The following is a 20,263-nucleotide window of genomic DNA, read 5'->3' on the forward strand; positions in this document are numbered from 1 at the left end:
GCTCGACCGTATCCGCAGACGGGTTTCCTGCCACCACAGTCTCACATGGACCCGGGCGTGTCTTCGAGCCGTACGCCCGCCGGGGCAGGCGGGCCGCGGGGCGTTGCCGGCCCGCCCGTCGCCGTGGCGGAAGGCCTTCAGGCCTCCGCGGACGTCACTGCCGCGGACGCTCGAAGGTCAGCAGCAGTCCCTCCACCGCCCCGGGCCCTATACGGCCCTTGACGTCGGCGGAGGTGATGGCCTTCAGGCCCCAGCCGTCCTCCGCGTGCTTGTTGAGAACCTTCTCCAGCTTGTCGCTGTCCAGGGCGTCGCCGATCAGCGACTCCCGGAAGGTGACGACCTTGTACTCGAACGCGTGGCCACTGCTCATGGTGCGGAGTCCTCCTGACTGCCGGGGCGGGTGGTGGGGCGCGAGGGCCGGGGCAAGCCAATCATCATCGAAGGCCGTGGCGGAAGGACGTACCGTGGTCGGCGGCAGAGCCGGAAGGCCCGTGGCGGACCCTTGGTGGCGTGGATGTGCTGGAGTGCGACGGCCGATCTCGCGGCGGGCAGCGCTGTCGCGGCGGTCGGGGCGGCCTGTGTGGCGCTGGTGCGCAGCGGCCGTGAACTTCCGCTGGCGGCCGTGCCGTTGCTGCTGGGCGCCCACCAGATCGTGGAGTCGGCGGTGTGGCGTTCGGGCGGGGGAGGCGGCCCGGCGACCCTCGCCTGGGCCGTGATCGCGCTGCCGGTGCTCGCGCTCTGGGTCCCGGCGGGCGTGATGTGTGTGGCCCCGCCGCACGCCCGGCTCCGGCTGGTCCTCCCGCTCGCCGCGGGAGCGGTGACCGCCGCGCTGCTCGCCCGCGCCCTGGCCGGCGACCCGGTGACGGCCGAGATCCGCGGTCACACCGTCGGCTACGCCCTGCACGCCTCGCCGGTGGTGCCGCTCGTCGTGGGCTATCTGCTGGCCACGGTGGGTTCTCTGCTGCTGTCCGGCGACCGGTGGCTGTTCGTGCTGGGCGTCCTGGCCGCCGTGGGAGCGGTGGTGTGCTGGGCGCTGTGGCGGCTGGAGTTCGTGTCGACCTGGTGTGCGTTCGCGGCGCTGTGTTCGGTGGTGCTGTTCCGGTGGCTGCGCGCACGCAGGATGTCCGCCGGTGCGCGGTCCGGCCGGTAGGGGCACGGCCCTTCCACGCTCAACTGCCGTTCCTGACCGGATAGTTGAGGGGTTCTGGTTCCCGCAGTCAGGCAAGTGGCCCGGTCCCGCAGGGGGACCGGGCCGATGGGACGGCGGGTGCGTTGCGGCGGGGCGGCGTGCTACCGCCGCGCCGCCTGACTGCCTGTCAGGGGGCCACGGCGCGGCCGGTCTGCGGCGAGATCCGGCCGGCGCAGAGGCCCTTGCTCGCCAGCACCTGGGCGATGCGGGGGATGGCCGCGAGCGTGTTGGCGGGCCACTCGTGCATCAGGATGATCTGGCCGTTGGTGAGCCGGGCGTTGGCCTGCACGATGGCGTCCGTGCTCGCGCCGTTCCAGTCCTGCGAGTCGATGTCCCAGATGATCTGCCTCAGACCGTACTTGGCCTCGACCGCCTGCACCGTGGCGTTGGTCTCGCCGTAGGGCGGACGGAACAGTTGCGGAGTGCCGCCGCCCGCACTGGCGATGGCCTGCTGGGTGCGGGAGATCTCGGAGTCGATCTGGGACTGGCTCAGCTGGGTCAGATGCGGATGGGTGTAGCTGTGGTTGCCGACCCACATCCCGGCGCTGATCTCGGCCCGCACCTGGGCCGGGTAGGCCGCGGCGTACTGGCCCTCGTTGAACAGGGTGGCGCGCAGTCCGTTCTGCCTGAGCGCGTTGAGCAGGGCCGGGGTGTGGTCGTTGGACGGGCCGTCGTCGAAGGTGAGCCCGACGTAGCCGGTGCAGGTCGCGGCGTGCGCCGGGCCGGCGTCGACGGACAGCGTGACGGTGGCGGCCACGGCCGTCGCGGCGGCGGCCAGGGCCATGGCGGGGGAGCGTGCTGGGGTGCGCATGCGGGGTTGGTCCTCCTCGTGTCGGCGTGGTCGGGGCCGAGCGTGGATCGAGCCGTCGCGGAAGCGAACGTCAGCCGCTCACCGTGATGTTGGAGCTGCCGCTGCTCTGGTAGCCCTCGGTGGCGAGGATCATGTAGTAGGCGAAGCTGCCCAGCGGCATGCCGTAGCGCGCCCACGCGTCGAAGTGGTTGCCGGTGGTGATCGTGCCGCCCGTCCGCTTCGACTGCCGGACGCTCCAGTACTGGTTGAAGGTCTTGGTGCCCTCCACGGACGGGGCGTTGTACCGCGTCGTCTCGTAGACGTCGTAGGTGCCGCCGTCGGAGGTGACGGTGCCCTTGTAGGTGCCGGTGGGCCGGTAGGTGCCCCAGTTGTCGACGATGTAGTACTCGACGAGCGGGTTCGAGGTCCATCCGTACAGGGACAGATAGCCGTTGCCGGACGGGTTGAAGCTGCCCGAGTACTGCACGCTCCGGCGCCCGCCGTTGCTCCAGCCCTTGCCGGCGACGAAGTTCCCGCAGTTCGTCCACGAGGTGCTGTAGTTGCCGCCGGAGCCGAGGGTCATGGAGACCGACCCGCCGCCGTCGGTCCAGAACGAGTAGTAGAAGCCGTTGTTGGTGCCGGTCTGGTTCGTGGTGATGGTCGTGGCCGCGTGGGCGGTGCCGGGCAGCAGCAGCCCGGACGCGGTGGTGGCCAGTGCCAGGGCACCGGCGCGGCCGATGAAGCCTCTGCGGCTCATCTTCTGATCGAACGCGTGGTCCATGTCCATGCTTCCTCCTGTGTGAAGGCCGATGGGCAGACCCGGCAGCGAGAGGTGAAACGGGGCGAACTGGCGCCGCTGCGGGGCGTCGAGCGCCAGTGAGTATGCGCCCGGCTCAGAAGGGCGGTCAACGGCTTCGTTTCCGAAACTTCAACGAAAGTCAGCCTCTCAGAGGCTCGTCTATTAACGAAACTTTCGTTGGATCTGCTGTAGCCGCGTCTCTGACCTCTTATGGCTCTTACGAAGGCCCTTCGGGGTGGTATGCAATGCACGCTCACCCCTCGCAGTGCTCGAACGAGCAGTGCGAAAGTTTCGAATGGCTCAGACCCGGGTCGGCGGTGCGGTGCTCTGGCGTTCCACGAGATGCGTGGCCAGCTCGATCCGTGAGGCGGACTTCTTGGCGTTCTTCGGTTGCAGAAGCATACGGGCCGCTTCCTCGGCCATGCGCTGGAGCGGCTGGTGCACGGTGGTCAGCGGCGGACTCGACCACTGGGCCGGCGGCACGTCGTCGTAACCGACCACCGACAGCTCCCCGGGCACGCTGAGCCCCAGTACCCGTGCGGCCTCCAGGACGCCCAGGGCCTGCAGGTCGCTGCCGGCGAAGATGGCCGTGGGCCGGTCCGGGCGCCGCAGCAGGTCCAGCGCGTGCTCGAAACCGCCCTGGACGTGGAAGTCGCCGAAACGGATCAGCCCCGGGTCCGCCTCGACGCCGGCCATGGCCAGCGCCGAGCGGTAGCCGTCGAGGCGGGCCAGTGAGCACATGAGGTCCTCGGGGCCGGTGATGATGGCGACGCGGCGGTGCCCCTGGTCGGTGAGGTGCCGCGTGGCGGCGAGCCCCCCGGCCCAGTTGGCGGAGCCGACGGACGGCACATCGGGGTCGGGGTCGCCGGCCGGGTCCACGATCACGAACGGTATGGCCCGGGAGACGAGCTGCCGCTTGACGTCCTCGGGCAGGGTGGAGAAGACCAGCAGCACCCCCAGGGGCCGACGGCGCAGCACACCCTCGATCCACTCGGGTCCGGGAGCCTGCCGGGTCCCGCTCTCCGTCAGTGCGACGGTCGCGTTGTGCTGCTTGGCGACGTTCTCCACGCCGCGGATGAGCTCCATGGCCCACACGCTCTCCAGCTCGTGGAACACGATCTCGATGAGGGGTGTGGGCGGCGCGCCCAGTGTGCGCCGGCGGTAGCCGTGGACCTCCAGCAGATGCTCGATCTTGGCCCGGGTCGCAGACGACACATCCGAACGACCGTTGAGCACCTTCGAAACTGTCGGAAGCGAGACGCCGGCTTCCCTGGCCACGGTCGCCAGGGTGACTCTGCGGGCCACCTGGTCTTCTTCGCGCATGGCCGCAGCATAGGCCATGGGTCACCGATAACGGTTTGGCCGCGTGGATGCACGACCGTTGACCGATTCTCCTCTGTGCGCCTACTGTCCAGCCGCAGTACTTTCGGCGAAGATGCCGAAACTTTCGGAAGGCGGATGATCATGCGTGTACGGATGTCCCGGGTGCTCGTCTGTGCCACGGCGCTCGCTCTCTCGGCGAGTCTCGCGGCCTGCGGGAACGGCAGTGGAGGAGGCTCGGCGGACGACGGCAAGATCCATGTCCTGGTCTACGGCGATGCCAGCAACAAGGTGGAGAAGCAGATCGTCGACACCTTCAACAAGACCTCGGACGTCAAGGCCGTCCTCGACACCATCCCCGGCGCCGACTACCAGCAGAAGCTGCAGACGATCATCAGCACTCCGAAGGCACCGGACATCTTCTTCAACTGGGGCGGCGGCAGCATCCAGCCGTTCGTCAAGGCCGGCCTGCTGATGCCGCTGGACGACTTCATCAAGAAGGACCCCAACCTCGACGACAAGTTCCTGCCCGCCGTCTTCAACAGCGCCGTCGTCGACGGCCACCCCTACGGCGTCCCCATGCGCGGAACCCAGCCGGTCCTGCTGTTCAACAACAAGAACGTGCTCGACAAGGCGGGCGTCAAGCCGCCCCAGACCTGGGACGAGCTGCTCGCCGCGGTGAAGAAGCTGAAGTCCTCCGGCGTCACGCCGATCGCCCTCGGCGGCGGCGACCAGTGGCCGACCCTCATGTGGTTCGAGTACGTCTACGACCGGGTCGCCGGACCGGGCCTGTTCCAGAAGGCCCTCGACGGGGACAAGGACGCGTGGGCCAGCGCGGACAGCAAGAAGGCGCTCGGCATGCTCAAGCAGCTGGTGGACTCCGGGGCCTTCGGCAAGAACTACGACTCGGTGAAGTACACCAACGGCGCCTCGCCCGCGCTCGTCGCCTCCGGCAAGGCCGGCTTCGAGCTGATGGGCTCCTGGTACTACGCCCAGCAGCAGCAGGACGCCAAGGAGTTCGCGGCCAAGGGGCTCGGCTACACCGCGTTCCCGACCGTCCCCGGCGGCAAGGGCGACACCTCCGACGTGGTCGGCAACACCAACAACTTCTACTCCGTGCTGAAGCGGACCAAGCACCCCGACGCCGTCGCGAAGTTCCTGAAGCTCATGTACTCCGACGAGTTCGTCAAGGCCCAGATGTCCATCGGCAACCTGCCGACGACGACCAACACCCCGAAGTTCCTGGACCAGTCGGCCAGCCCGGCGTACTCGCGCTTCCAGTACGACCTCGTCGCCAAGGCCAAGTCCTTCCAGCTGTCGTGGGACCAGGCCTACCCGCCGGCGGCCATGACGCCCATCCACCAGGCCGTCCAGCAGTTCTTCAACGGACAGCTCGACGCGGACGGCTTCATCAAGGCCATGCAGGCCCTCCCTGCCAAGTGAAACCCCTCATGAGCACACAGACCACCAGTGCTCCGCCCGCCGCCGCGGCCCCCAAGGGGGCCCGGCGCCGGCCGGAAGACACCCGCGCCGCCCGCGGCACGCGCCCGACCTTCCTCTGGGCGCTGCCCGCGACCGTCTTCTTCGCCCTCTTCGCCCTCGTCCCGCTCGTCGTGGTGGCGGTGCTGTCCTTCATGAGCTGGAACGGCCTGGGATCTCCCCAGTTCGTCGGCCTGGACAACTGGCACCGCATCCTCGACGACCCGGTGATGATCAAGAGCATCTGGCTCACGCTCCTGCTCACCACCCTGGGCGTGGTCCTGCAGACACCGCTGAGCATCGTGCTCGGCGTGTGGGCCGCCGGCCACCAGCGCAACCGCGCGGTGCTGTCGGCGATCTACTTCGTTCCGCTGCTGCTGTCCTCCACCGCGGTGTCGGTGCTGTGGCGGGCGCTGCTGGACCCGAACTTCGGCATCCCCGCACGGATGACCTGGCTGTTCGGTGACGGCAACCTGTTCGGCAAGCAGGCCACCGCCATCGGCGTGCTCGCCTTCGTCAGCACCTGGCAGTTCACCCCGTTCCACACCCTGATCTACCAGGGCGCCGCCCGCGCCATTCCGCAGGTGCTGTACCAGGCCGCCGAGATCGACGGCGCGGGACGCTACCGCCAGTTCTTCCACATCACCCTGCCGCAGCTGCGCAACTCGATGATCACTTCGATGATCCTCATGGTCGTCGGCGGGCTTACCACGTTCGAGACGGTGCTCATCCTGACCCAGGGCGGCCCCGGCAGCGACACCACGATCAGCGCCTACTACATGTACCAGAAGGCCTTCCAGGGCTTCGACTTCGGCGCGGGCTCGGCCATCGCGCTGTGCCTGGTCGTCGCGGCCACGATCATCTCGCTGATCGTCGTCCGCGTCTCCGGCTACGACAAGATGCGCAGCGACATGGAGGGTGTCTCATGAGGCGCCGCCCCAACTACCTGGCAGGAGCGGGCTCGATCGTCTGGCTCGTCCTGGTCGGCCTGCCGCTGTACGTGATGCTCGCGGCGACCCTGCGCACCCGGCAGGACTACGCCAAGAACGGACCGCTGTCCTTCCCCCACGACTTCACCCTGCACAACTACACGTCGGCCTTCGACTCGGGCTTCGGCCGGTACTTCCTCAACACCATCATCGTCACCGTCTGCGTCGTCGGCGTGGTGCTGCTGCTCGTACCGCCGCTCGCCTACGCGATCGTGCGCAGCCGCAGCCGGGTCACCTCGCAGATCTTCCGGCTGTTCCTGCTGGGCCTGGCCATCCCCGCCCAGGCGGTCATCGTCCCGATGTTCTACCTGATCAGCGAAGCCGGCCTGTACGACAACCTCCTGGGCATCATCCTGCCCACCGCCGCGTTCTGCCTGCCCATGTCGGCCCTGATCCTCAGCGGCGCCATGCGCGACATCTCCCCGGAGCTTTTCGAGGCCATGACGGTGGACGGCGCGACCCCGCGGCGGATGTTCTTCCAGCTCGTCGTCCCGCTCTCGCGCGGCGGCCTGTCCACCATCGTGGTGTTCTCCGCGCTCCAGGCCTGGAACGGCTTCCTGTTCCCGCTCGTCCTGACCCAGTCGGACTCGACCAAGGTGATCACCCTGGGTCTGTACAACTTCCAGACCGAACACGGCATCGACATCCCCGGCCTGCTGGGCGCCGTGATGCTGTCGATGGTGCCCGTCCTGCTCGTCTACCTGTTCGCCCGCAGGGCCCTCGTCCAGGGCCTGATGGGCGTGGGAGGAAAGTGACCGCCAACGTGGCCGTAGAGACCACCCCCGAAGCCCCTGTCTGGAACGACCCCACCCAGGACATCGCCGTCCGTGTGTCCGCGCTCATCGACGCCATGACCCTGGACGAGAAGATCGCCCAACTGTACGGCGTGTGGGTCGGCGCCTCCGCCGAGGGCGGCGAAGTCGCCCCGCACCAGCACGACATGGAGGAGGCCGTCGACCTCGACGCCCTCCTGCCCGCCGGTCTGGGACAGCTGACCCGCCCCTTCGGCACCGCGCCCGTCGACCCCGCGCTCGGCGCGCTGTCCCTGGCGCGCACCCAGAAGCGGATCACCGCCGCGAACCGCTTCGGCATCCCCGCCCTGGCCCACGAGGAGTGCCTCGCCGGCTTCGCCACCTGGGGCGCCACCGCCTACCCCGTGCCACTGTCCTGGGGCGCCACCTTCGACCCCGACCTGATCCGCCGGATGGCGGCCGCCATCGGCCGCGACATGCGGTCCGTCGGCGTCCACCAGGGCCTCGCCCCCGTCCTCGACGTGGTCCGCGACGCCCGCTGGGGACGGGTCGAGGAGACCATCGGAGAGGACCCGTACCTGGTCGGCAGCATCGGCACCGCCTACGTCCAGGGCCTGCAGTCCACCGGCATCGTCGCCACCCTCAAGCACTTCGCCGGCTACTCCGCCTCCCGCGCCGGCCGCAACCTCGCGCCCGTCGGCATGGGCCCGCGCGAACGCGCCGACGTCATCCTGCCGCCGTTCGAGATGGCGCTGCGCGAGGGCGGAGCGGACTCCGTCATGCACGCCTACACCGACACCGACGGGATGCCCTCGGCGGCCGACGAGGACCTCCTCACCGGGCTGCTGCGCGACACCTGGGGCTTCGAGGGCACGGTCGTCGCGGACTACTTCGGCATCGCCTTCCTCAAGATGCTGCACGGCGTCGCCGGTGACTGGGCGGAGGCCGCGGGCAAGGCCCTGCACGCCGGCGTCGACGTGGAACTGCCCACCGTGAAGACGTTCGGCGCGCCCCTCGCCGAGGCCGTCGCGGCGGGCCGGGTGCCCGAGGCGCTCATCGACCGCGCCCTGCGCCGGGTGCTCACCCAGAAGGCCCGGCTCGGGCTGCTCGACGCCGGCTGGGACCCGGTTCCGGCCGCGCTCGCGGGAGCCGACCCGGAGGACCCGGAGACGCTGCGCGGCACGATCGACCTGGACTCGCCGGCCAACCGGGAACTGGCCCGCACGGTCGCCGAGGAAGCGGTCGTGCTGCTGGCCAACGACGGCACCCTGCCGCTGGACCGGCCGCGCCGCATCGCCCTGGTCGGCCCCACCGCGACCGAGGGCACGGCCGTGCTGGGCTGCTACTCCTTCCCCCAGCACGTCGGCGTGCACCACCCCGAGACGCCGGCCGGCATCGAGCTGCCGACCCTGCACGACGCCCTCCGGCACGAGTTCCCCGACGCCGAGCTCACCGTCGTACGCGGCACGGGCGTCGACGACGGCGACGTGACCGGCATCGACGACGGCGTCCGCGCCGCACGCGAGGCCGACGTCGTCATCGCGGCCCTCGGAGACCGCGCGGGCCTCTTCGGGCGCGGAACCAGCGGAGAAGGCTGCGACAGCGAATCGCTGACCCTGCCGGGAGCCCAGCAGCAGCTGCTGGACGCCCTGCTCGACAGCGGCACGCCGGTCGTCACCGTCCTGCTCGCCGGCCGGCCCTACGCCCTCGGCCGCGCCGTGGACGAGGCGGCCGCCCTCGTGCAGTCCTTCTTCCCCGGCGCCGAAGGCACCCCCGCCATCGCCGGAGTGCTGAGCGGCCGCACCAACCCCTCCGGGCGGCTGCCCGTCAGCGTGCCGCGCGGCTCCGGCGCCCAGCCCGCCACCTACCTCGGCGCCCGGCTCGCCCAGGCCGGCGATGTCTCCAACATCGACCCCACGGCGGCCTTCGCCTTCGGACACGGACTGTCCTACACGTCCTTCCACTGGGGCGAGCTGTCGGTCGAGCGGCCGGAGGCGGACACCGGCGGCGAGTTCTCCCTCGCCTTCACCGTCCGCAACACCGGGGACCGGCACGGCACCGAGGTCGTACAGCTCTACCTGCACGACCCCGTCGCCTCCGTCGTCCAGCCCGTGCAGCGCCTCGTCGGCTACACCCGGGTGCCGCTGGAGCCCGGCGAGAGCCGCCGGCTGCGGGTGACCGTGCCGGCCGACCTCGCCTCCTTCACCGGCCGCGACGGACGACGCGTGGTGGAACCGGGCGAACTGCACCTGCGTCTGGCGGCCTCCAGCAGCGACGCCCGCCTGACGGCGACGGTCACCCTGACCGGTCCGGAACGCCACGTGGACCACACCCGGCGGTTCCACGCGCGCTTCGAGCCGGAGACGGGAGCCGCCGGCTGAGACACCGGGTCTCCTCCCGCGCATGGCCGTTCCCCCCTGCCGGCACAGCCGGCAGGGGGGAACGGCCGTCGTGCGTCTGTGTGGCAGGATCAGCGAGGTGACCGTACTCGACAAGCTGCAGATCAAGCCCGGCCAGAGCGTCGTCGTGCTGGGCAAGCCCGACGACGTCCACCTGGAGGCCGGGTCCGGCGCCGACCCGGCCTCGGCCGACGCGGTCCTCGCCTTCGTCACCACCTCCGCCGACCTCCCCGGCCCGCACGCGCAGGCGGCGCTCGCCGCCGCGCGGCGCGATGCCCTCGCCTGGGTGGCCTACCCGAAGGGCGGGAAGCTCGGCACCGATCTGAACCGCGACACCCTGGCCGCCGCGCTGTCCGAGCGGGGCGTGCGGCCGGTGCGGCAGATCGCCGTCGACGACACCTGGTCGGCGCTCCGGTTCCGCCCCGGCGACTGATCTCCGGCACTCCCCGGGCGCCGACGAGACGGTCCCGAGCGGCCCCGGCTCACCCCGCGGCCAGGGCGCTTCGCTCCGTCCCCTCCTGTGCCGGCGACCCGGTCTCCTCCGCCGTACGCCCCCGCAGCGCGGTCACCGCCAGCAGCGCCGAGAAGAGGGCGGCCGCCCCGCACACCACGAAACCGATCGCGTAGCCGTGACCGAGCGCGTCGAGGGCGTACGCGCGGGCCGCGCCCGGCGGGGAGGCGGCGGGGACGGAGTTCAGGGCGAGGGGGCCGCCCTCCTTCAGCACCTCGTGGGCCGCCGCCCGCGCCTCGGCGTTCAGGGACGCCGAGGCGGCCAGTGCGGAGGTCACCCGGGAGGCCGCCTGGCTCAGCGCGACCGCGCCGATGACCGCGGGCCCGAGGGTGAAGCCGAAGTCGCGCAGCAGGTTGGTCGCCGCACTCGCCATCCCGGCCAGCGGCAGCGGCACGGTGTTGACGGCGGTCGCGGTGATGGACGACACCGTGAAGGCGAAGCCGATGCCGACCAGGCCAAGGGGCAGGATCAGCGAGGTGAGGTGCCCGTCGCCGACGTCGAGCGCGGCGGCCAGGAAGTCGCCCGCGGCCATCAGTGCGAGACCGGTGGAGAGCAGCGCCCGTGCGGGCAGCCGGTGCAGCAGCCGGGACGTCAGCGGGGTGAGCACCGGGGTGATGCCGTTGAGCAGCAGGAACGCGAAGGCCGTGCGCATCGGGCTCTGGTGCTGGATGGGGCCGAGCCGGATGCTCGCCGCATAGGCCGTGCCCAGGAAGCTGAACATGCCCACGACCGCGACGACCGACGCGATGGCGAAGGAACGGTTGCGGAACAGGTCCAGACGCAGCAGGGGCGATCGGGCCCGGCTCTCCGCGGCCACGAAGAGGCCCACGACCACCGCGGCGATCACGAACGCGACGACCACCGGAGCCGAGCCCCAGCCGTCCGCCGGCCCCTGGATGACGGCGTACAGCAGCGCGAACAGTCCGACGCCGATGGTGACCTGGCCGCCCACGTCGAGGGAACGGCCCTCGGGGGAGCGGGAGTTGGCGGCCAGCCGGAGACTGACCAGGGCGCTGACCGCGGCCAGGGCGGCCACCACTACGAACGCCGACCGCCAGGAGCCGTAGGTGCCGGTGATGCCGCCGAGCAGCGGGGCGAGGAATCCGCCCGCCGACAGGCTGGACGCCCAGACGGCGATGGCGCGGGCGCGCTGCGGACCGGTGTGCGTGCCGGCCGCGATCATGGCGAGCGAGGTGGGGAAGAGCGCGGCGGCGCCGAGCCCGGCCAGCGCCTGCCCCGCCCACAGCTGATGGATGCCGGAGGCGCTCGCGGCCACGGCCTCGCCCGCGCACAGCAGCACCGCGCCGCCGATGAGGAGTTGCTTGCGGCCGAAGAGGTCCCCGAGCACCCCGAAGGTGAGTTCCAGGACGGCGACGGGCAGCAGGAACGCGTCGGAGATCCAGGTGAGCTGGGAGCCGACGGGGTGGAGGTGCTCCTGGAACAGGCCGTTGAGGGTGGCCGGTATGGCCAGCCCGATCTGCGCGAGGCAGACGGCGAGACAGCCGGCGACGAGCGTGCCGAGGGGCAGAGAACCGCGCGGGGCGGCGGAAGCGTCGGACATGACAGGGTCCCAACGTCAGGGGCGGGTGGGGTGCGCCGGCCGGTCGCGGCCGACCGTCAGGCGTGCCGGGCGGTAGGGGACGTAGGCCGCCCCGTCCAGACCGAGCGCGGTGGCGGAGCGCTGGAGCGCGGCCGGGGTCGCGGCGTCGTCCCAGTGACCGGACGAGACGCGGTGTTCGAGCGCGTGCAGGGCGGCCACGGTCTCGGCCGTGGTGAACGCGCAGTGGCCCTGCCGCTCCACGTAGGCCTGCCGCAGCAGCGCGCCGTCCCCCGCCGCGCGCACCCGGTCGCCGAATTGCCGCTCCTGCTCGACCGGGACCAGGTTGTCGGCGACGGTGTGCACGTCCAGCAGGGGCACGCCGAGGCCCTGACCGGCGGACGAGGTGCGCTGCGCGGCACGCACCGCGGCGGGGTCGGCGGTGATCGAGGCGCCCCGGGTGAGGGATGCCAGGTCGGCGCGCAGGTCGACCCCGGCGGCCCGGTACAGCGCGCGGACCTGCGGGGCGTGCACGGAACCGGTGAGCAGGCGGCCGTAGTCGACGCCCCGGTTCCAGGAGTTGTTGCCGCCGGCGGACTGCTCGACGGCGTACCGGCCGCCCTCGACGAAGGACAGGATGCCCTGCGCGAACCACGCGTACTGCTGCTCCTCCTGGCCCGCCCAGTCGCCCGGGGCGGGCCGGTCCTGACCGGGCGCCCAGGCGGGCAGGTTGAGGAAGGCGGCGGCCAGCGCGATCCGGGCGCGGCCCTGCGGCGTGGCCTGGGCGGTGGTGACGGCGTCGGTGAGCTGCTGGGCGGTGGCGGCCGCGTCGTCGGCGGAGCCGAAGCGGACCAGGCCGACGTCCCGCCCGGGCAGGAGCAGCCGGGCGAGGGTGTACTCGGCGTCGAGCTGGTAGTTGTCCAGATCGGTGCCGCCCGCGACCAGCCCGCACAGGCCGAGCGCGCCGTCGACGCGGCCGGCGCCGTCGCGGGCGATCTGCGCGTTGACGAGCCCGCCCATGGACTGGCCTACGGCCAGGGTGCGCCGCGGGCCGCCGATCTTCGCGGCGACGGCGTCGAGCGTGGCGAACTGGTCGTGTTCGGCGCTGTTCAGGGCCCACATCGAGCCATGGGGGTCGTACGACGACCCGGCCATCGCGTACCCCTCGGCGAGCAGCTCGGTGCGTACGGCACCGGAGGGGGCGTCCTGGGCGACGGTGGGGCCGAAGCCGTGGCTGAACAGCAGCAGGGTGCCGTTCCAGCGGGCGGGGACGTCCGCGATCCAGGAGGCCCCGTCGGCGAGGGTGCCGGTGAGGTGCCCGGAGGTGCCGGTGTCCGCCTGGGCGGCGGGCGCGGGGAGGGCGGTGAGGGCCGCGGACGCCAGGGCGGCGAGGGCGACGCGCAGGCGGGCACGGGGAGTTCGGGCGCGGGTGCTGGCGGGCATGGAGGTGGCTCCTCGAGGCGGTTGCGGAGCGGAGACCTGGCAGATGCTCAGTGCACTGAACGAAGGTGGGGAGGAATGTAGGGCTGATTTCTTGCGGCCGTCAAGGCGGTGCACAACATCACGAGCGGGGCGGGCTGTGGCGCGGTGCGGGAGGCGCTAGCGGGTCGACACGGCTACGCCGCCGGAATCGTCTCGATCAGCCGGCGCGCCGCGTCCCGTGCGGGCGCCTCCAGGGCGGCGTGGACCGCGCGGAACGTCTGCTCGGCGCCGGCCGCGGGCCAGTCCGCCGGCAGGTGCCGCAGGGGCAACCGGGGGTCGCTGCGGATCACTTGGAGCCACTCGGCGGTCAGCCTCAGGCGCAGGGCGAGGGCGTCTTCGGCGGCCGGGCGGGTGGCGCCCGAGGCGTATGGCTGCCACGACGCCTGGAAGTCCCGGTAGCGGGCGGCCAGTCCGGGCAGGTCCCAGGTGTCGTCGATCATCTCGGCGATGTCCGTCCCGGCGTCCGCGTGCGCCCGGAAGACCTTCACATGGGCCTCCAGACCGAGTTCGGCGACGATCCCGGAGACGTCCGCCTCGCCCGGAGCGATCCACAGCCCGCTGAACAGCGCGCCGAAGCCGGCCCAGGTCAACTGCGAGCGCAGGTCGTGCCGTTGGCGCTGCCACGACTCCGGGAGCGAGAAGCCGAGCAGGGTCCAGGTGCCGTCCCAGTCCCGGTTGACCGCACCCGTCCTCCAGATGCGCTGCTCGCCGTCGCGCAGGATCGCCTCCGAGCGCTCGGTGAGGCCGACATAGGTCCGCCGGCCCTCGCGCCGGCGGCTCAGCAGGCCCCGGCCGACCATGCGGGTGAGCGTGGACCGGGTGGCCTGCTCGCCCACTCCGGCGCGCCGGAAGACCTCGATGACGCTGCCCGTGTAGACGCACACCCCGCGGCCCAGCACCTCGTCGCCGAGGAAGCTGAGCAGGAGGGACTGGGGGCGGGGGACGGGACCGGTCACGCGGACACCTTACGAGGCCGCGCCCCGCCTGACGCGCGCGGTGCCGGGTGCCGGCGCCGGGCGTCCCGGGGTTCAGTCGAGCCTGTGCTCCGCGACGCGCAGCAGGAGGGTGTGCAGCGCCTCCCGTTCGGCGGGGGCGAGCGGGGTGAGCAGTTCGTCGGTCACACGCCGGCCCGCCTGGTCCGTGTCGCGCAGGAACGCGCGGCCGTCCTCGGTGAGGACGACGATGCGGCTGCGGCGGTCCTCCGGGGCGGGGCGGCGCTCCGCGAAGCCCAGCTTCTCCAGGTCGTCCACCAGGCCGACGATCGCGCTCGGGTCGTAGCCGAGCCGCGCGCTCAGCTCGCGCTGGAGCGCGCCCTCGCACGTGGCGAGGAAGCGGAGCACGGCGTAGTGCCGCAGCCGCAGCCCCGACTCCTGCAGGAACGTGTTGAACAACTGACCCGAGCGCAGCCCCAGGCGGTACAGCAGATAGCCCGTGTCCGCGTGCAGCGCCCGCATCCACGGCTCGTCGGCGTCGATGGGCGTCGGGGTGTCGGTGTGCTGGCCGGCGATGGCGGGCTCCCTGGGTCTCGGTGGCGGGGATGCCAGCATGACGCACCCTGAACGTCGGCATCAACTATTGACGACAACAATTATTGCTCTTAGCTTCGATCTCGCCACGACCCCACCCGACTCCACCCCATGCGAAGGGATCGCCCGTGCCCACCATCGATCTGACCGGCAAGGTCGCCGTCGTCACCGGCAGCGGCCGGGGCCTCGGTCTCGCCTATGCGCACGCCCTCGCCGCCCACGGTGCGTCCGTGGTCGTCAACGACGTCGACGAAGCCGTGGCCGAGCAGGCCGTCAAGTCCCTCACCGAGGCCGGCGGCACCGCCGTGGCCGAGGTGGTCCCGGTCGGCACGGCCGAGGCCGCCGACCGGCTGGTCGGCCGTGCCGTCGCCGAGTTCGGCCGGCTCGACGTCCTCGTCACCAACGCGGGCATCCTGCGCGACAAGGTGCTGTGGAAGATGACCGACGACGACTTCGACGCGGTGATCACCACCCATCTGAGGGGTACCTTCACCTGCGCCCGCGCCGCCGCCGTCCGCATGCGCGAGCAGGGAGAGGGAGGCACGCTCGTCCTCGTCGGCTCCCCGGCCGGGCAGCGGGGCAACTTCGGCCAGACCAACTACGCCGCCGCCAAGGCCGGGATCGCCGCGATGGCCCGCACCTGGTCCATGGAGCTGGCCCGCGCGCACATCACCGTCAACGCGATCGTGCCGGTCGCCGCGACCGCGATGACCGAGACCATCCCCGCCTTCGCCCCGTACGTCGAGGCGATGAGGAACGGCGAGCCGCTGCCCGACTTCCTGCGCAAGGGCGAGGGCTTCGGCACCCCCGAGGACTGCGCGGCGCTCGTGCCCTTCCTGGCCTCCGAGGCCGCCCGCGGCATCACCGGCCAGTGCATCGGGATCGGCGGCGACAAGGTGGCCTTGTGGTCGCATCCGCAGGAGGTCCGGGCCGCGTACGCCGACGGCGGCTGGACGCCGGAGGCCCTGGCCGACGCCTGGCACACCTCGGTCGGCGCCGAACCGCAGACCGTGGGCATCCCCGCCCCCAGGATCCCGGAGGCGTGAGCATGCCGGCCCTCAACATCGACGACCTCGTCGCGATCGACGTCCACACCCACGCGGAGGTGTCCGCCAAGGGCCACTCCTCCCTGGACGACCACCTGCACGACGCCTCCTCCGCCTACTTCAAGGTCGAGGGCAACCGGAAGCCCACCCTGGAGGAGACCGCCGCCTACTACCGCCAGCGGAAGATGGCCGCCGTCGTCTTCACCGTGGACGCCGAGTCCGCGACCGGCACGGCGCCCGTGCCCAACGAGGAGGTCGCCGAGGCCGCGGCGGCCAACCCGGACGTCCTCATCCCCTTCGCCTCCGTCGACCCCTTCCGCGGCAAGGCGGGCGTGAGGCAGGCCCGGCGGCTCGTCGAGGAGTACGGGGTGAAGGGCTTCAAGTTCCACCCCAGCATCCAGGGGTTCTTCCCCGACGACCGCTCGGTGGCGTACGGCCTGTACGAGGTGATCGAGGAGACCGGCGCCATCGCCCTCTTCCACACCGGGCAGACCGGCATCGGCGCCGGCGTGCCCGGCGGGGGAGGCATCCGCCTGAAGTACTCCAACCCGCTCCATGTGGACGACGTGGCCGCGGACTTCCCCCACATGAAGATCATCCTGGCGCACCCGTCGTTCCCCTGGCAGGACGAGGCGCTGGCGGTGGCCACCCACAAGCCCGGCGTGCACATCGACCTCTCCGGCTGGTCGCCGAAGTACTTCCCGCCGCAGCTCGTGCAGTACGCCAACACGCTGCTGAAGGACAAGGTCCTGTTCGGCTCCGATTTCCCGGTGCTCACCCCGGACCGCTGGCTGGCCGACTTCGCGAAGCTGAACGTCAAGGACGAGGTCAGGCCCAAGATCCTCAAGGAGAACGCGGCCCGGCTGCTCGGGCTGACGAAACCGTGAAGGGGTGACTGATGCGCAACGAGGGACTGGGGTCGTGGCCCGCACGCCGGGCCCGCAAGACCCCGCACCGCACGGCCCTGATCCACGGCGGCCGGTCGACCGACTACCGCACCCTGCACAGCCGCGTCACCCGCCTCGCCCACGCCCTGCGCTCCCGAGGCGTCCGGCGCGGCGACCGCATCGCCCACCTCGGCCCCAACCACCCCGCCTACCTGGAGACCCTGTTCGCCGCCGGCACCCTCGGCGCGGTCTTCGTCCCCCTCAACACCCGCCTCACCGGCCCCGAGATCGCCTACCAGCTCGCCGACTCCGGAGCCAAGGCCCTGGTGTACGGCCCCGCCCACGCCGGCCTCGTCGCGGGACTGCCGGGCGAGACGGACGTACGGACGTACCTGGAGACCGGCGAGGCGTACGAACAGGCGCTGGCGGCCGCGCCGGAGGAGCCCATCGACGAACCGGTCGGCCCCGACGACACGTGCCTCATCATGTACACCTCGGGCACGACCGGCCGCCCCAAGGGCGCGATGCTCACCCACGGCAACATCACCTGGAACGCCGTCAACGTCCTGGTCGACCACGACCTGATCGCCGACGAACGCGCCCTGGTCTGCGCCCCGTTGTTCCACACGGCCGGCCTCAACATGCTCACCCTGCCGGTCCTGCTCAAGGGCGGCGCCTGCGTCCTGGCCGAGGCGTTCGACCCCGCCGCGATGCTCGACATGATCGAACGGCACCGGATCACCTTCATGTTCGGGGTGCCGACGATGTTCGACCGCATCGCCCGGCACCCCCGCTGGGCGGAGGCCGACCTGTCCTCGCTGCGCATCCTCACCTGCGGCGGATCGCCGGTGCCGACCCCGCTCATCGCCGCCTACCAGCAGCGCGGACTCACCTTCCTGCAGGGCTACGGCATGACCGAGGCCGCGCCCGGCACCCTCTTCCTGGACGTCGAGCACGCCGTCGGCAAGGCGGGCTCGGCCGGCGTACCGCACTTCTTCAGCGACGTACGCGTGGTACGGCCCGACCTCACCCCGGTCGACGTCGGCGAGACCGGCGAGGTGGTGGTGCGCGGACCGCATGTCATGCCCGGCTACTGGGGGCTGCCCGAGGAGACGGAGGCCGCCTTCGCCGACGGCTGGTTCCGCAGCGGCGACGCGGCCCGCGTCGACGAGGACGGCTACGTGTACATCGTCGACCGGATCAAAGACATGATCATCTCCGGTGGTGAGAACGTCTACCCCGCCGAGATAGAGGACCTCCTCCTCGCCCACCCCGGCATCGCCGAGTGCGCGGTGATCGGTGTGGCGGACGACAAGTGGGGCGAGGTGCCCCGCGCGGTCGTGGTCCCCGCCGACGGGGCCGAGCTCGACCCGGAGGAGGTCCTGGCCACGCTGTCCGGGCGGCTGGCCCGGTACAAGATCCCCAAATCGGTGGTCGTCGCGGACGAACTCCCGCGCACCGCCTCCGGAAAACTCCTCAAGTCCCGCCTCCGCCACCGCTACGGCACCCCCAGTCCCCGGCTCCCCGAAGGAGAAGGCACCGCATGAGCATCACCGTCAACGGCCTGGACGAACTGAAGAAGCTCGCCGGCAGCGACCTCGGCACCAGCGAGTGGATCGAGGTCACGCAGGAGCGGATCGACACCTTCGCCGACGCCACCGGCGACCACCAGTGGATCCACACCGACCCGGAACGGGCGGCCCAGGGCCCCTTCGGCGCGCCGATCGCGCACGGCTACCTCACCCTGTCCCTGTTCATCCCCCTCTTCACCGGACTGCTGGACGTGCAGGGCGTGACCACCAAGGTCAACTACGGCCTGAACAAGGTCCGTTTCCCCGCACCCGTGAAGGCGGGCTCCCGCATCCGGCTCGCCGCCCGCCTCAGCTCGGTCGAGGACGTGCCCGGCGGTGTCCAGATCACCGTCGACGGCACGATCGAGACCGAGGGCGGCGCCAAGCCGGCCGCGGTGCTGCAGAGCCTGTCCCGCTTCTACGCCTGACCGGCTCACCCCGTACAACCCCGGGGCAAGATCACTCGTCTTATCACTGTACGAGCCGATCCGACCTATTGGTCCAGCTTGCTCCACTGGGGGAACACATGAGCCTTGTCCGCAACCACGCGCGCGGTGCGGCCGCCGCGGCATGCACGCTGCTCCTGGCGGCCGGCCTGGGCGCGGCCGGTGCCGGGGCGGCCGGCGCCGACTCCGCACCGCGCACCCAGGTCATCGCGTCCTCCGTCCTCGGCAGCGACTACAAGGTCACGCTGACCGCACTGCGGTCGACGCAGGACCAGTACGCCGCCTCCGTCCGGCTGCAGGTGTACCGGCACACCCAGGGCGCCTGGAAGGAGTCCGACCGGGTCACCGTCGGCGACGCCGACGGCTGGTTCTGGTACCCGCTCACGGGCAGCGGAGCGGTCTGCACGTTCTCGACCGCGAGCACCGAACCCGCGCCGCTCACCGTGAGCCTGCTGGTCACGCCGTCCATCGGCTGCTCCGCGCCGGCGCAGTACACCGTGCAGGAGGGCAAGATCCTCGCCGGCTGATCGTCCAGGCGGCCGGACGGGAGCGCGGCGCAGGGGCGCGTTTCCCCGTTCCCGGCGGGCCGGGGGTGATAGACCTCCGGTGTGGGAACGATGCCCTCTTCTTCGGCGTGGTCGGGGTGAGGCGCGGGTGCGGTTCGCGACCTTCAACGTCCTGCACGGCCTGGAGACAGGCGGCGACGGCCGTCCGGTACCCGTGCCGGACGAGGTCCCCTGGCGGCCGCTGGCCGATGCCGTCTCCGCTCTCGACGCCGATGTGCTGGCCCTGCAGGAGCTCGACCGGTTCCAGGACCGGTCGGGCGGTGCCGACCAGGCCGCCGTCGCCGCCGGCGCCATGGACGCCCACGACTGGCGTTACGCCTCCGCCCTGCACGGACGGCCGGTGCCGGGGCGGGGCTGGGTCCCCGACCCCGCGCGGCCGGGGCCGCTCCTGTACGGCCCGCAGCACACCGGCCCGGCGCCGGAGGTCCCCTCGCACGGCATCGCGCTCCTGTCCCGCCTTCCGGTGCGGGAGTGGCGGGTGCTGCCGCTGTCTCCGGCGCCCTGCCCGGTGCCGTTGCGGGTCGCCGGTCGGCGCGGACTCGCCCTGAGCCGGGATCAGCCGCGTGCCGCGGTGGCGGCGGTGCTGGAGGGGCCCCGCGGCCCGTTCACCGTGGCGGCGGTGCACCTTTCCTTCGTGCCCGGCTGGAACATCGGCCAGTTGCTCACCGTGTGCCGCCGGCTCGCCGGACTGCCCCGGCCGCAGCTGCTGCTCGGCGACCTCAACCTGGTGGGTGCGCTGCCGCGCACCGTGCTCGGCCTGGCGGCACCGGGCTCGGCACGGCGACCGGCCGACCGCTGGCAGGACCTGATCCGCCTGCCGACCTATCCCGCGCACCGTCCCCTCGTGCAACTGGACCGCGTCCTCGCGAAGGGCGTCACGGCGGCGTCGGTGCGCTCGGCGTCCGCGCCGGGCTCGGCGATCTCCGACCACCGCCCCGTAGTGGTCGACCTGGCGCTGTGACGACAGCCGCGGC

The 20,263-nt window shown here is 71.8% G+C and carries 19 protein-coding genes and 1 pseudogene; 12 read left to right on the forward strand and 8 right to left on the reverse strand.

Going from position 1 to position 20,263, the window contains the following annotated elements; translation table 11 throughout:
- Positions 1-154: 154 nt before the first annotated feature.
- Positions 155-370: a DUF4177 domain-containing protein gene (locus ACGFZN_RS16860; RefSeq protein WP_393859219.1), complete on the reverse strand. Its 216-nt coding sequence runs from the start codon at positions 368-370 to the stop codon at positions 155-157.
- 144 nt (positions 371-514) lie between these two features.
- Between ACGFZN_RS16860 and ACGFZN_RS16865 the strand changes: the two genes are divergently transcribed.
- Positions 515-1,150, forward strand: coding sequence for a DUF6629 family protein (locus tag ACGFZN_RS16865; protein WP_393859220.1), 636 nt, complete (start codon positions 515-517; stop codon positions 1,148-1,150).
- Positions 1,151-1,319: 169 nt separating this feature from the next.
- Here ACGFZN_RS16865 and ACGFZN_RS16870 read toward each other — a convergent pair.
- The 3 genes and pseudogenes from ACGFZN_RS16870 to ACGFZN_RS16880 all read right to left on the reverse strand — a co-directional run.
- Positions 1,320-2,000, reverse strand: a pseudogene (locus tag ACGFZN_RS16870) (polysaccharide deacetylase family protein); the annotation flags it as partial.
- A gap of 70 nt (positions 2,001-2,070) precedes the next feature.
- Positions 2,071-2,766, reverse strand: coding sequence for a glycoside hydrolase family 11 protein (locus tag ACGFZN_RS16875; RefSeq protein WP_393859221.1), 696 nt, complete (start codon positions 2,764-2,766; stop codon positions 2,071-2,073).
- A gap of 312 nt (positions 2,767-3,078) precedes the next feature.
- Positions 3,079-4,101: a LacI family DNA-binding transcriptional regulator gene (locus ACGFZN_RS16880; protein WP_393859222.1), complete on the reverse strand. Its 1,023-nt coding sequence runs from the start codon at positions 4,099-4,101 to the stop codon at positions 3,079-3,081.
- Between the two features lie 135 nt (positions 4,102-4,236).
- Here ACGFZN_RS16880 and ACGFZN_RS16885 point away from each other — a divergent pair, with 135 nt between their 5' ends.
- From ACGFZN_RS16885 to ACGFZN_RS16905, 5 genes are all read left to right on the forward strand, one after another.
- Positions 4,237-5,541, forward strand: a complete 1,305-nt coding sequence (locus ACGFZN_RS16885) for an ABC transporter substrate-binding protein (RefSeq protein ID WP_393859223.1) — start codon at positions 4,237-4,239, stop codon at positions 5,539-5,541.
- Positions 5,542-5,549: 8 nt separating this feature from the next.
- A complete protein-coding gene (locus ACGFZN_RS16890; RefSeq protein WP_393859224.1) occupies positions 5,550-6,506 on the forward strand; it encodes a carbohydrate ABC transporter permease in 957 nt (318 codons plus the stop codon).
- On the forward strand, positions 6,503-7,321 hold the full coding sequence (locus ACGFZN_RS16895; protein WP_393859225.1) for a carbohydrate ABC transporter permease: 819 nt from the start codon (positions 6,503-6,505) through the stop codon (positions 7,319-7,321). Before ACGFZN_RS16890 ends, ACGFZN_RS16895 begins: the two co-directional genes overlap by 4 nt.
- On the forward strand, positions 7,318-9,699 hold the full coding sequence (locus ACGFZN_RS16900) for a glycoside hydrolase family 3 N-terminal domain-containing protein (protein WP_393859226.1): 2,382 nt from the start codon (positions 7,318-7,320) through the stop codon (positions 9,697-9,699). Before ACGFZN_RS16895 ends, ACGFZN_RS16900 begins: the two co-directional genes overlap by 4 nt.
- Before the next feature lie 97 nt (positions 9,700-9,796).
- Positions 9,797-10,150, forward strand: a complete 354-nt coding sequence (locus ACGFZN_RS16905) for a hypothetical protein (RefSeq protein ID WP_393859227.1) — start codon at positions 9,797-9,799, stop codon at positions 10,148-10,150.
- A gap of 49 nt (positions 10,151-10,199) precedes the next feature.
- On the opposite strand, the gene ACGFZN_RS16910 is transcribed toward ACGFZN_RS16905, so the two are convergent.
- The 4 genes from ACGFZN_RS16910 to ACGFZN_RS16925 form a co-directional block, all read right to left on the reverse strand.
- The gene (locus ACGFZN_RS16910) at positions 10,200-11,789 is read right to left on the reverse strand and encodes an MFS transporter (RefSeq protein WP_393859228.1); all 1,590 of its coding nucleotides are present in this window, start codon (positions 11,787-11,789) and stop codon (positions 10,200-10,202) included.
- Between the two features lie 15 nt (positions 11,790-11,804).
- The gene (locus ACGFZN_RS16915; RefSeq protein ID WP_393859229.1) at positions 11,805-13,208 is read right to left on the reverse strand and encodes an alpha/beta hydrolase; all 1,404 of its coding nucleotides are present in this window, start codon (positions 13,206-13,208) and stop codon (positions 11,805-11,807) included.
- A gap of 173 nt (positions 13,209-13,381) precedes the next feature.
- A complete protein-coding gene (locus ACGFZN_RS16920) occupies positions 13,382-14,203 on the reverse strand; it encodes a PaaX family transcriptional regulator C-terminal domain-containing protein (RefSeq protein ID WP_393859230.1) in 822 nt (273 codons plus the stop codon).
- Positions 14,204-14,275: 72 nt separating this feature from the next.
- Positions 14,276-14,794, reverse strand: a complete 519-nt coding sequence (locus tag ACGFZN_RS16925; protein ID WP_393859231.1) for a MarR family winged helix-turn-helix transcriptional regulator — start codon at positions 14,792-14,794, stop codon at positions 14,276-14,278.
- Positions 14,795-14,901: 107 nt separating this feature from the next.
- On the opposite strand from ACGFZN_RS16925, the gene ACGFZN_RS16930 reads away from it, so the two are divergent.
- From ACGFZN_RS16930 to ACGFZN_RS16955, 6 genes are all read left to right on the forward strand, one after another.
- Positions 14,902-15,819 (forward strand): SDR family NAD(P)-dependent oxidoreductase, encoded by a 918-nt coding sequence (locus ACGFZN_RS16930; protein WP_393859232.1) that lies wholly within the window; start codon positions 14,902-14,904, stop codon positions 15,817-15,819.
- A gap of 2 nt (positions 15,820-15,821) precedes the next feature.
- Positions 15,822-16,706 (forward strand): amidohydrolase family protein, encoded by an 885-nt coding sequence (locus tag ACGFZN_RS16935; RefSeq protein ID WP_393859442.1) that lies wholly within the window; start codon positions 15,822-15,824, stop codon positions 16,704-16,706.
- An 11-nt stretch (positions 16,707-16,717) separates the two neighbouring features.
- Entirely contained in the window at positions 16,718-18,253 is a 1,536-nt protein-coding gene (locus ACGFZN_RS16940; RefSeq protein WP_393859233.1) for a long-chain fatty acid--CoA ligase, read from the forward strand.
- On the forward strand, positions 18,250-18,705 hold the full coding sequence (locus ACGFZN_RS16945) for a MaoC family dehydratase (protein WP_393859234.1): 456 nt from the start codon (positions 18,250-18,252) through the stop codon (positions 18,703-18,705). Before ACGFZN_RS16940 ends, ACGFZN_RS16945 begins: the two co-directional genes overlap by 4 nt.
- 98 nt (positions 18,706-18,803) lie before the next feature.
- On the forward strand, positions 18,804-19,250 hold the full coding sequence (locus ACGFZN_RS16950; RefSeq protein ID WP_393859235.1) for a hypothetical protein: 447 nt from the start codon (positions 18,804-18,806) through the stop codon (positions 19,248-19,250).
- Positions 19,251-19,377: 127 nt separating this feature from the next.
- Positions 19,378-20,250: an endonuclease/exonuclease/phosphatase family protein gene (locus tag ACGFZN_RS16955; RefSeq protein WP_393859236.1), complete on the forward strand. Its 873-nt coding sequence runs from the start codon at positions 19,378-19,380 to the stop codon at positions 20,248-20,250.
- Positions 20,251-20,263: the final 13 nt, after the last annotated feature.

Source organism: Streptomyces sp. NPDC048192, assembly GCF_043202415.1.
Classification (GTDB): Bacteria; Actinomycetota; Actinomycetes; order Streptomycetales; family Streptomycetaceae; genus Streptomyces.

What these genes read in the sequence shown, in the direction of transcription:
- ACGFZN_RS16860 (WP_393859219.1), bottom strand. Translation starts at nt 370, where the DNA reads ATGAGCAGTGGCCACGCGTTCGAGTACAAGGTCGTCACCTTCCGGGAG.
- ACGFZN_RS16865 (WP_393859220.1), top strand. Translation starts at nt 515, where the DNA reads ATGTGCTGGAGTGCGACGGCCGATCTCGCGGCGGGCAGCGCTGTCGCG.
- ACGFZN_RS16875 (WP_393859221.1), bottom strand. Translation starts at nt 2,766, where the DNA reads ATGGACATGGACCACGCGTTCGATCAGAAGATGAGCCGCAGAGGCTTC.
- ACGFZN_RS16880 (WP_393859222.1), bottom strand. Translation starts at nt 4,101, where the DNA reads ATGCGCGAAGAAGACCAGGTGGCCCGCAGAGTCACCCTGGCGACCGTG.
- ACGFZN_RS16885 (WP_393859223.1), top strand. Translation starts at nt 4,237, where the DNA reads ATGATCATGCGTGTACGGATGTCCCGGGTGCTCGTCTGTGCCACGGCG.
- ACGFZN_RS16890 (WP_393859224.1), top strand. Translation starts at nt 5,550, where the DNA reads ATGAGCACACAGACCACCAGTGCTCCGCCCGCCGCCGCGGCCCCCAAG.
- ACGFZN_RS16895 (WP_393859225.1), top strand. Translation starts at nt 6,503, where the DNA reads ATGAGGCGCCGCCCCAACTACCTGGCAGGAGCGGGCTCGATCGTCTGG.
- ACGFZN_RS16910 (WP_393859228.1), bottom strand. Translation starts at nt 11,789, where the DNA reads ATGTCCGACGCTTCCGCCGCCCCGCGCGGTTCTCTGCCCCTCGGCACG.
- ACGFZN_RS16915 (WP_393859229.1), bottom strand. Translation starts at nt 13,208, where the DNA reads ATGCCCGCCAGCACCCGCGCCCGAACTCCCCGTGCCCGCCTGCGCGTC.
- ACGFZN_RS16925 (WP_393859231.1), bottom strand. Translation starts at nt 14,794, where the DNA reads ATGCTGGCATCCCCGCCACCGAGACCCAGGGAGCCCGCCATCGCCGGC.
- ACGFZN_RS16935 (WP_393859442.1), top strand. Translation starts at nt 15,822, where the DNA reads ATGCCGGCCCTCAACATCGACGACCTCGTCGCGATCGACGTCCACACC.
- ACGFZN_RS16940 (WP_393859233.1), top strand. Translation starts at nt 16,718, where the DNA reads ATGCGCAACGAGGGACTGGGGTCGTGGCCCGCACGCCGGGCCCGCAAG.
- ACGFZN_RS16945 (WP_393859234.1), top strand. Translation starts at nt 18,250, where the DNA reads ATGAGCATCACCGTCAACGGCCTGGACGAACTGAAGAAGCTCGCCGGC.
- ACGFZN_RS16950 (WP_393859235.1), top strand. Translation starts at nt 18,804, where the DNA reads ATGAGCCTTGTCCGCAACCACGCGCGCGGTGCGGCCGCCGCGGCATGC.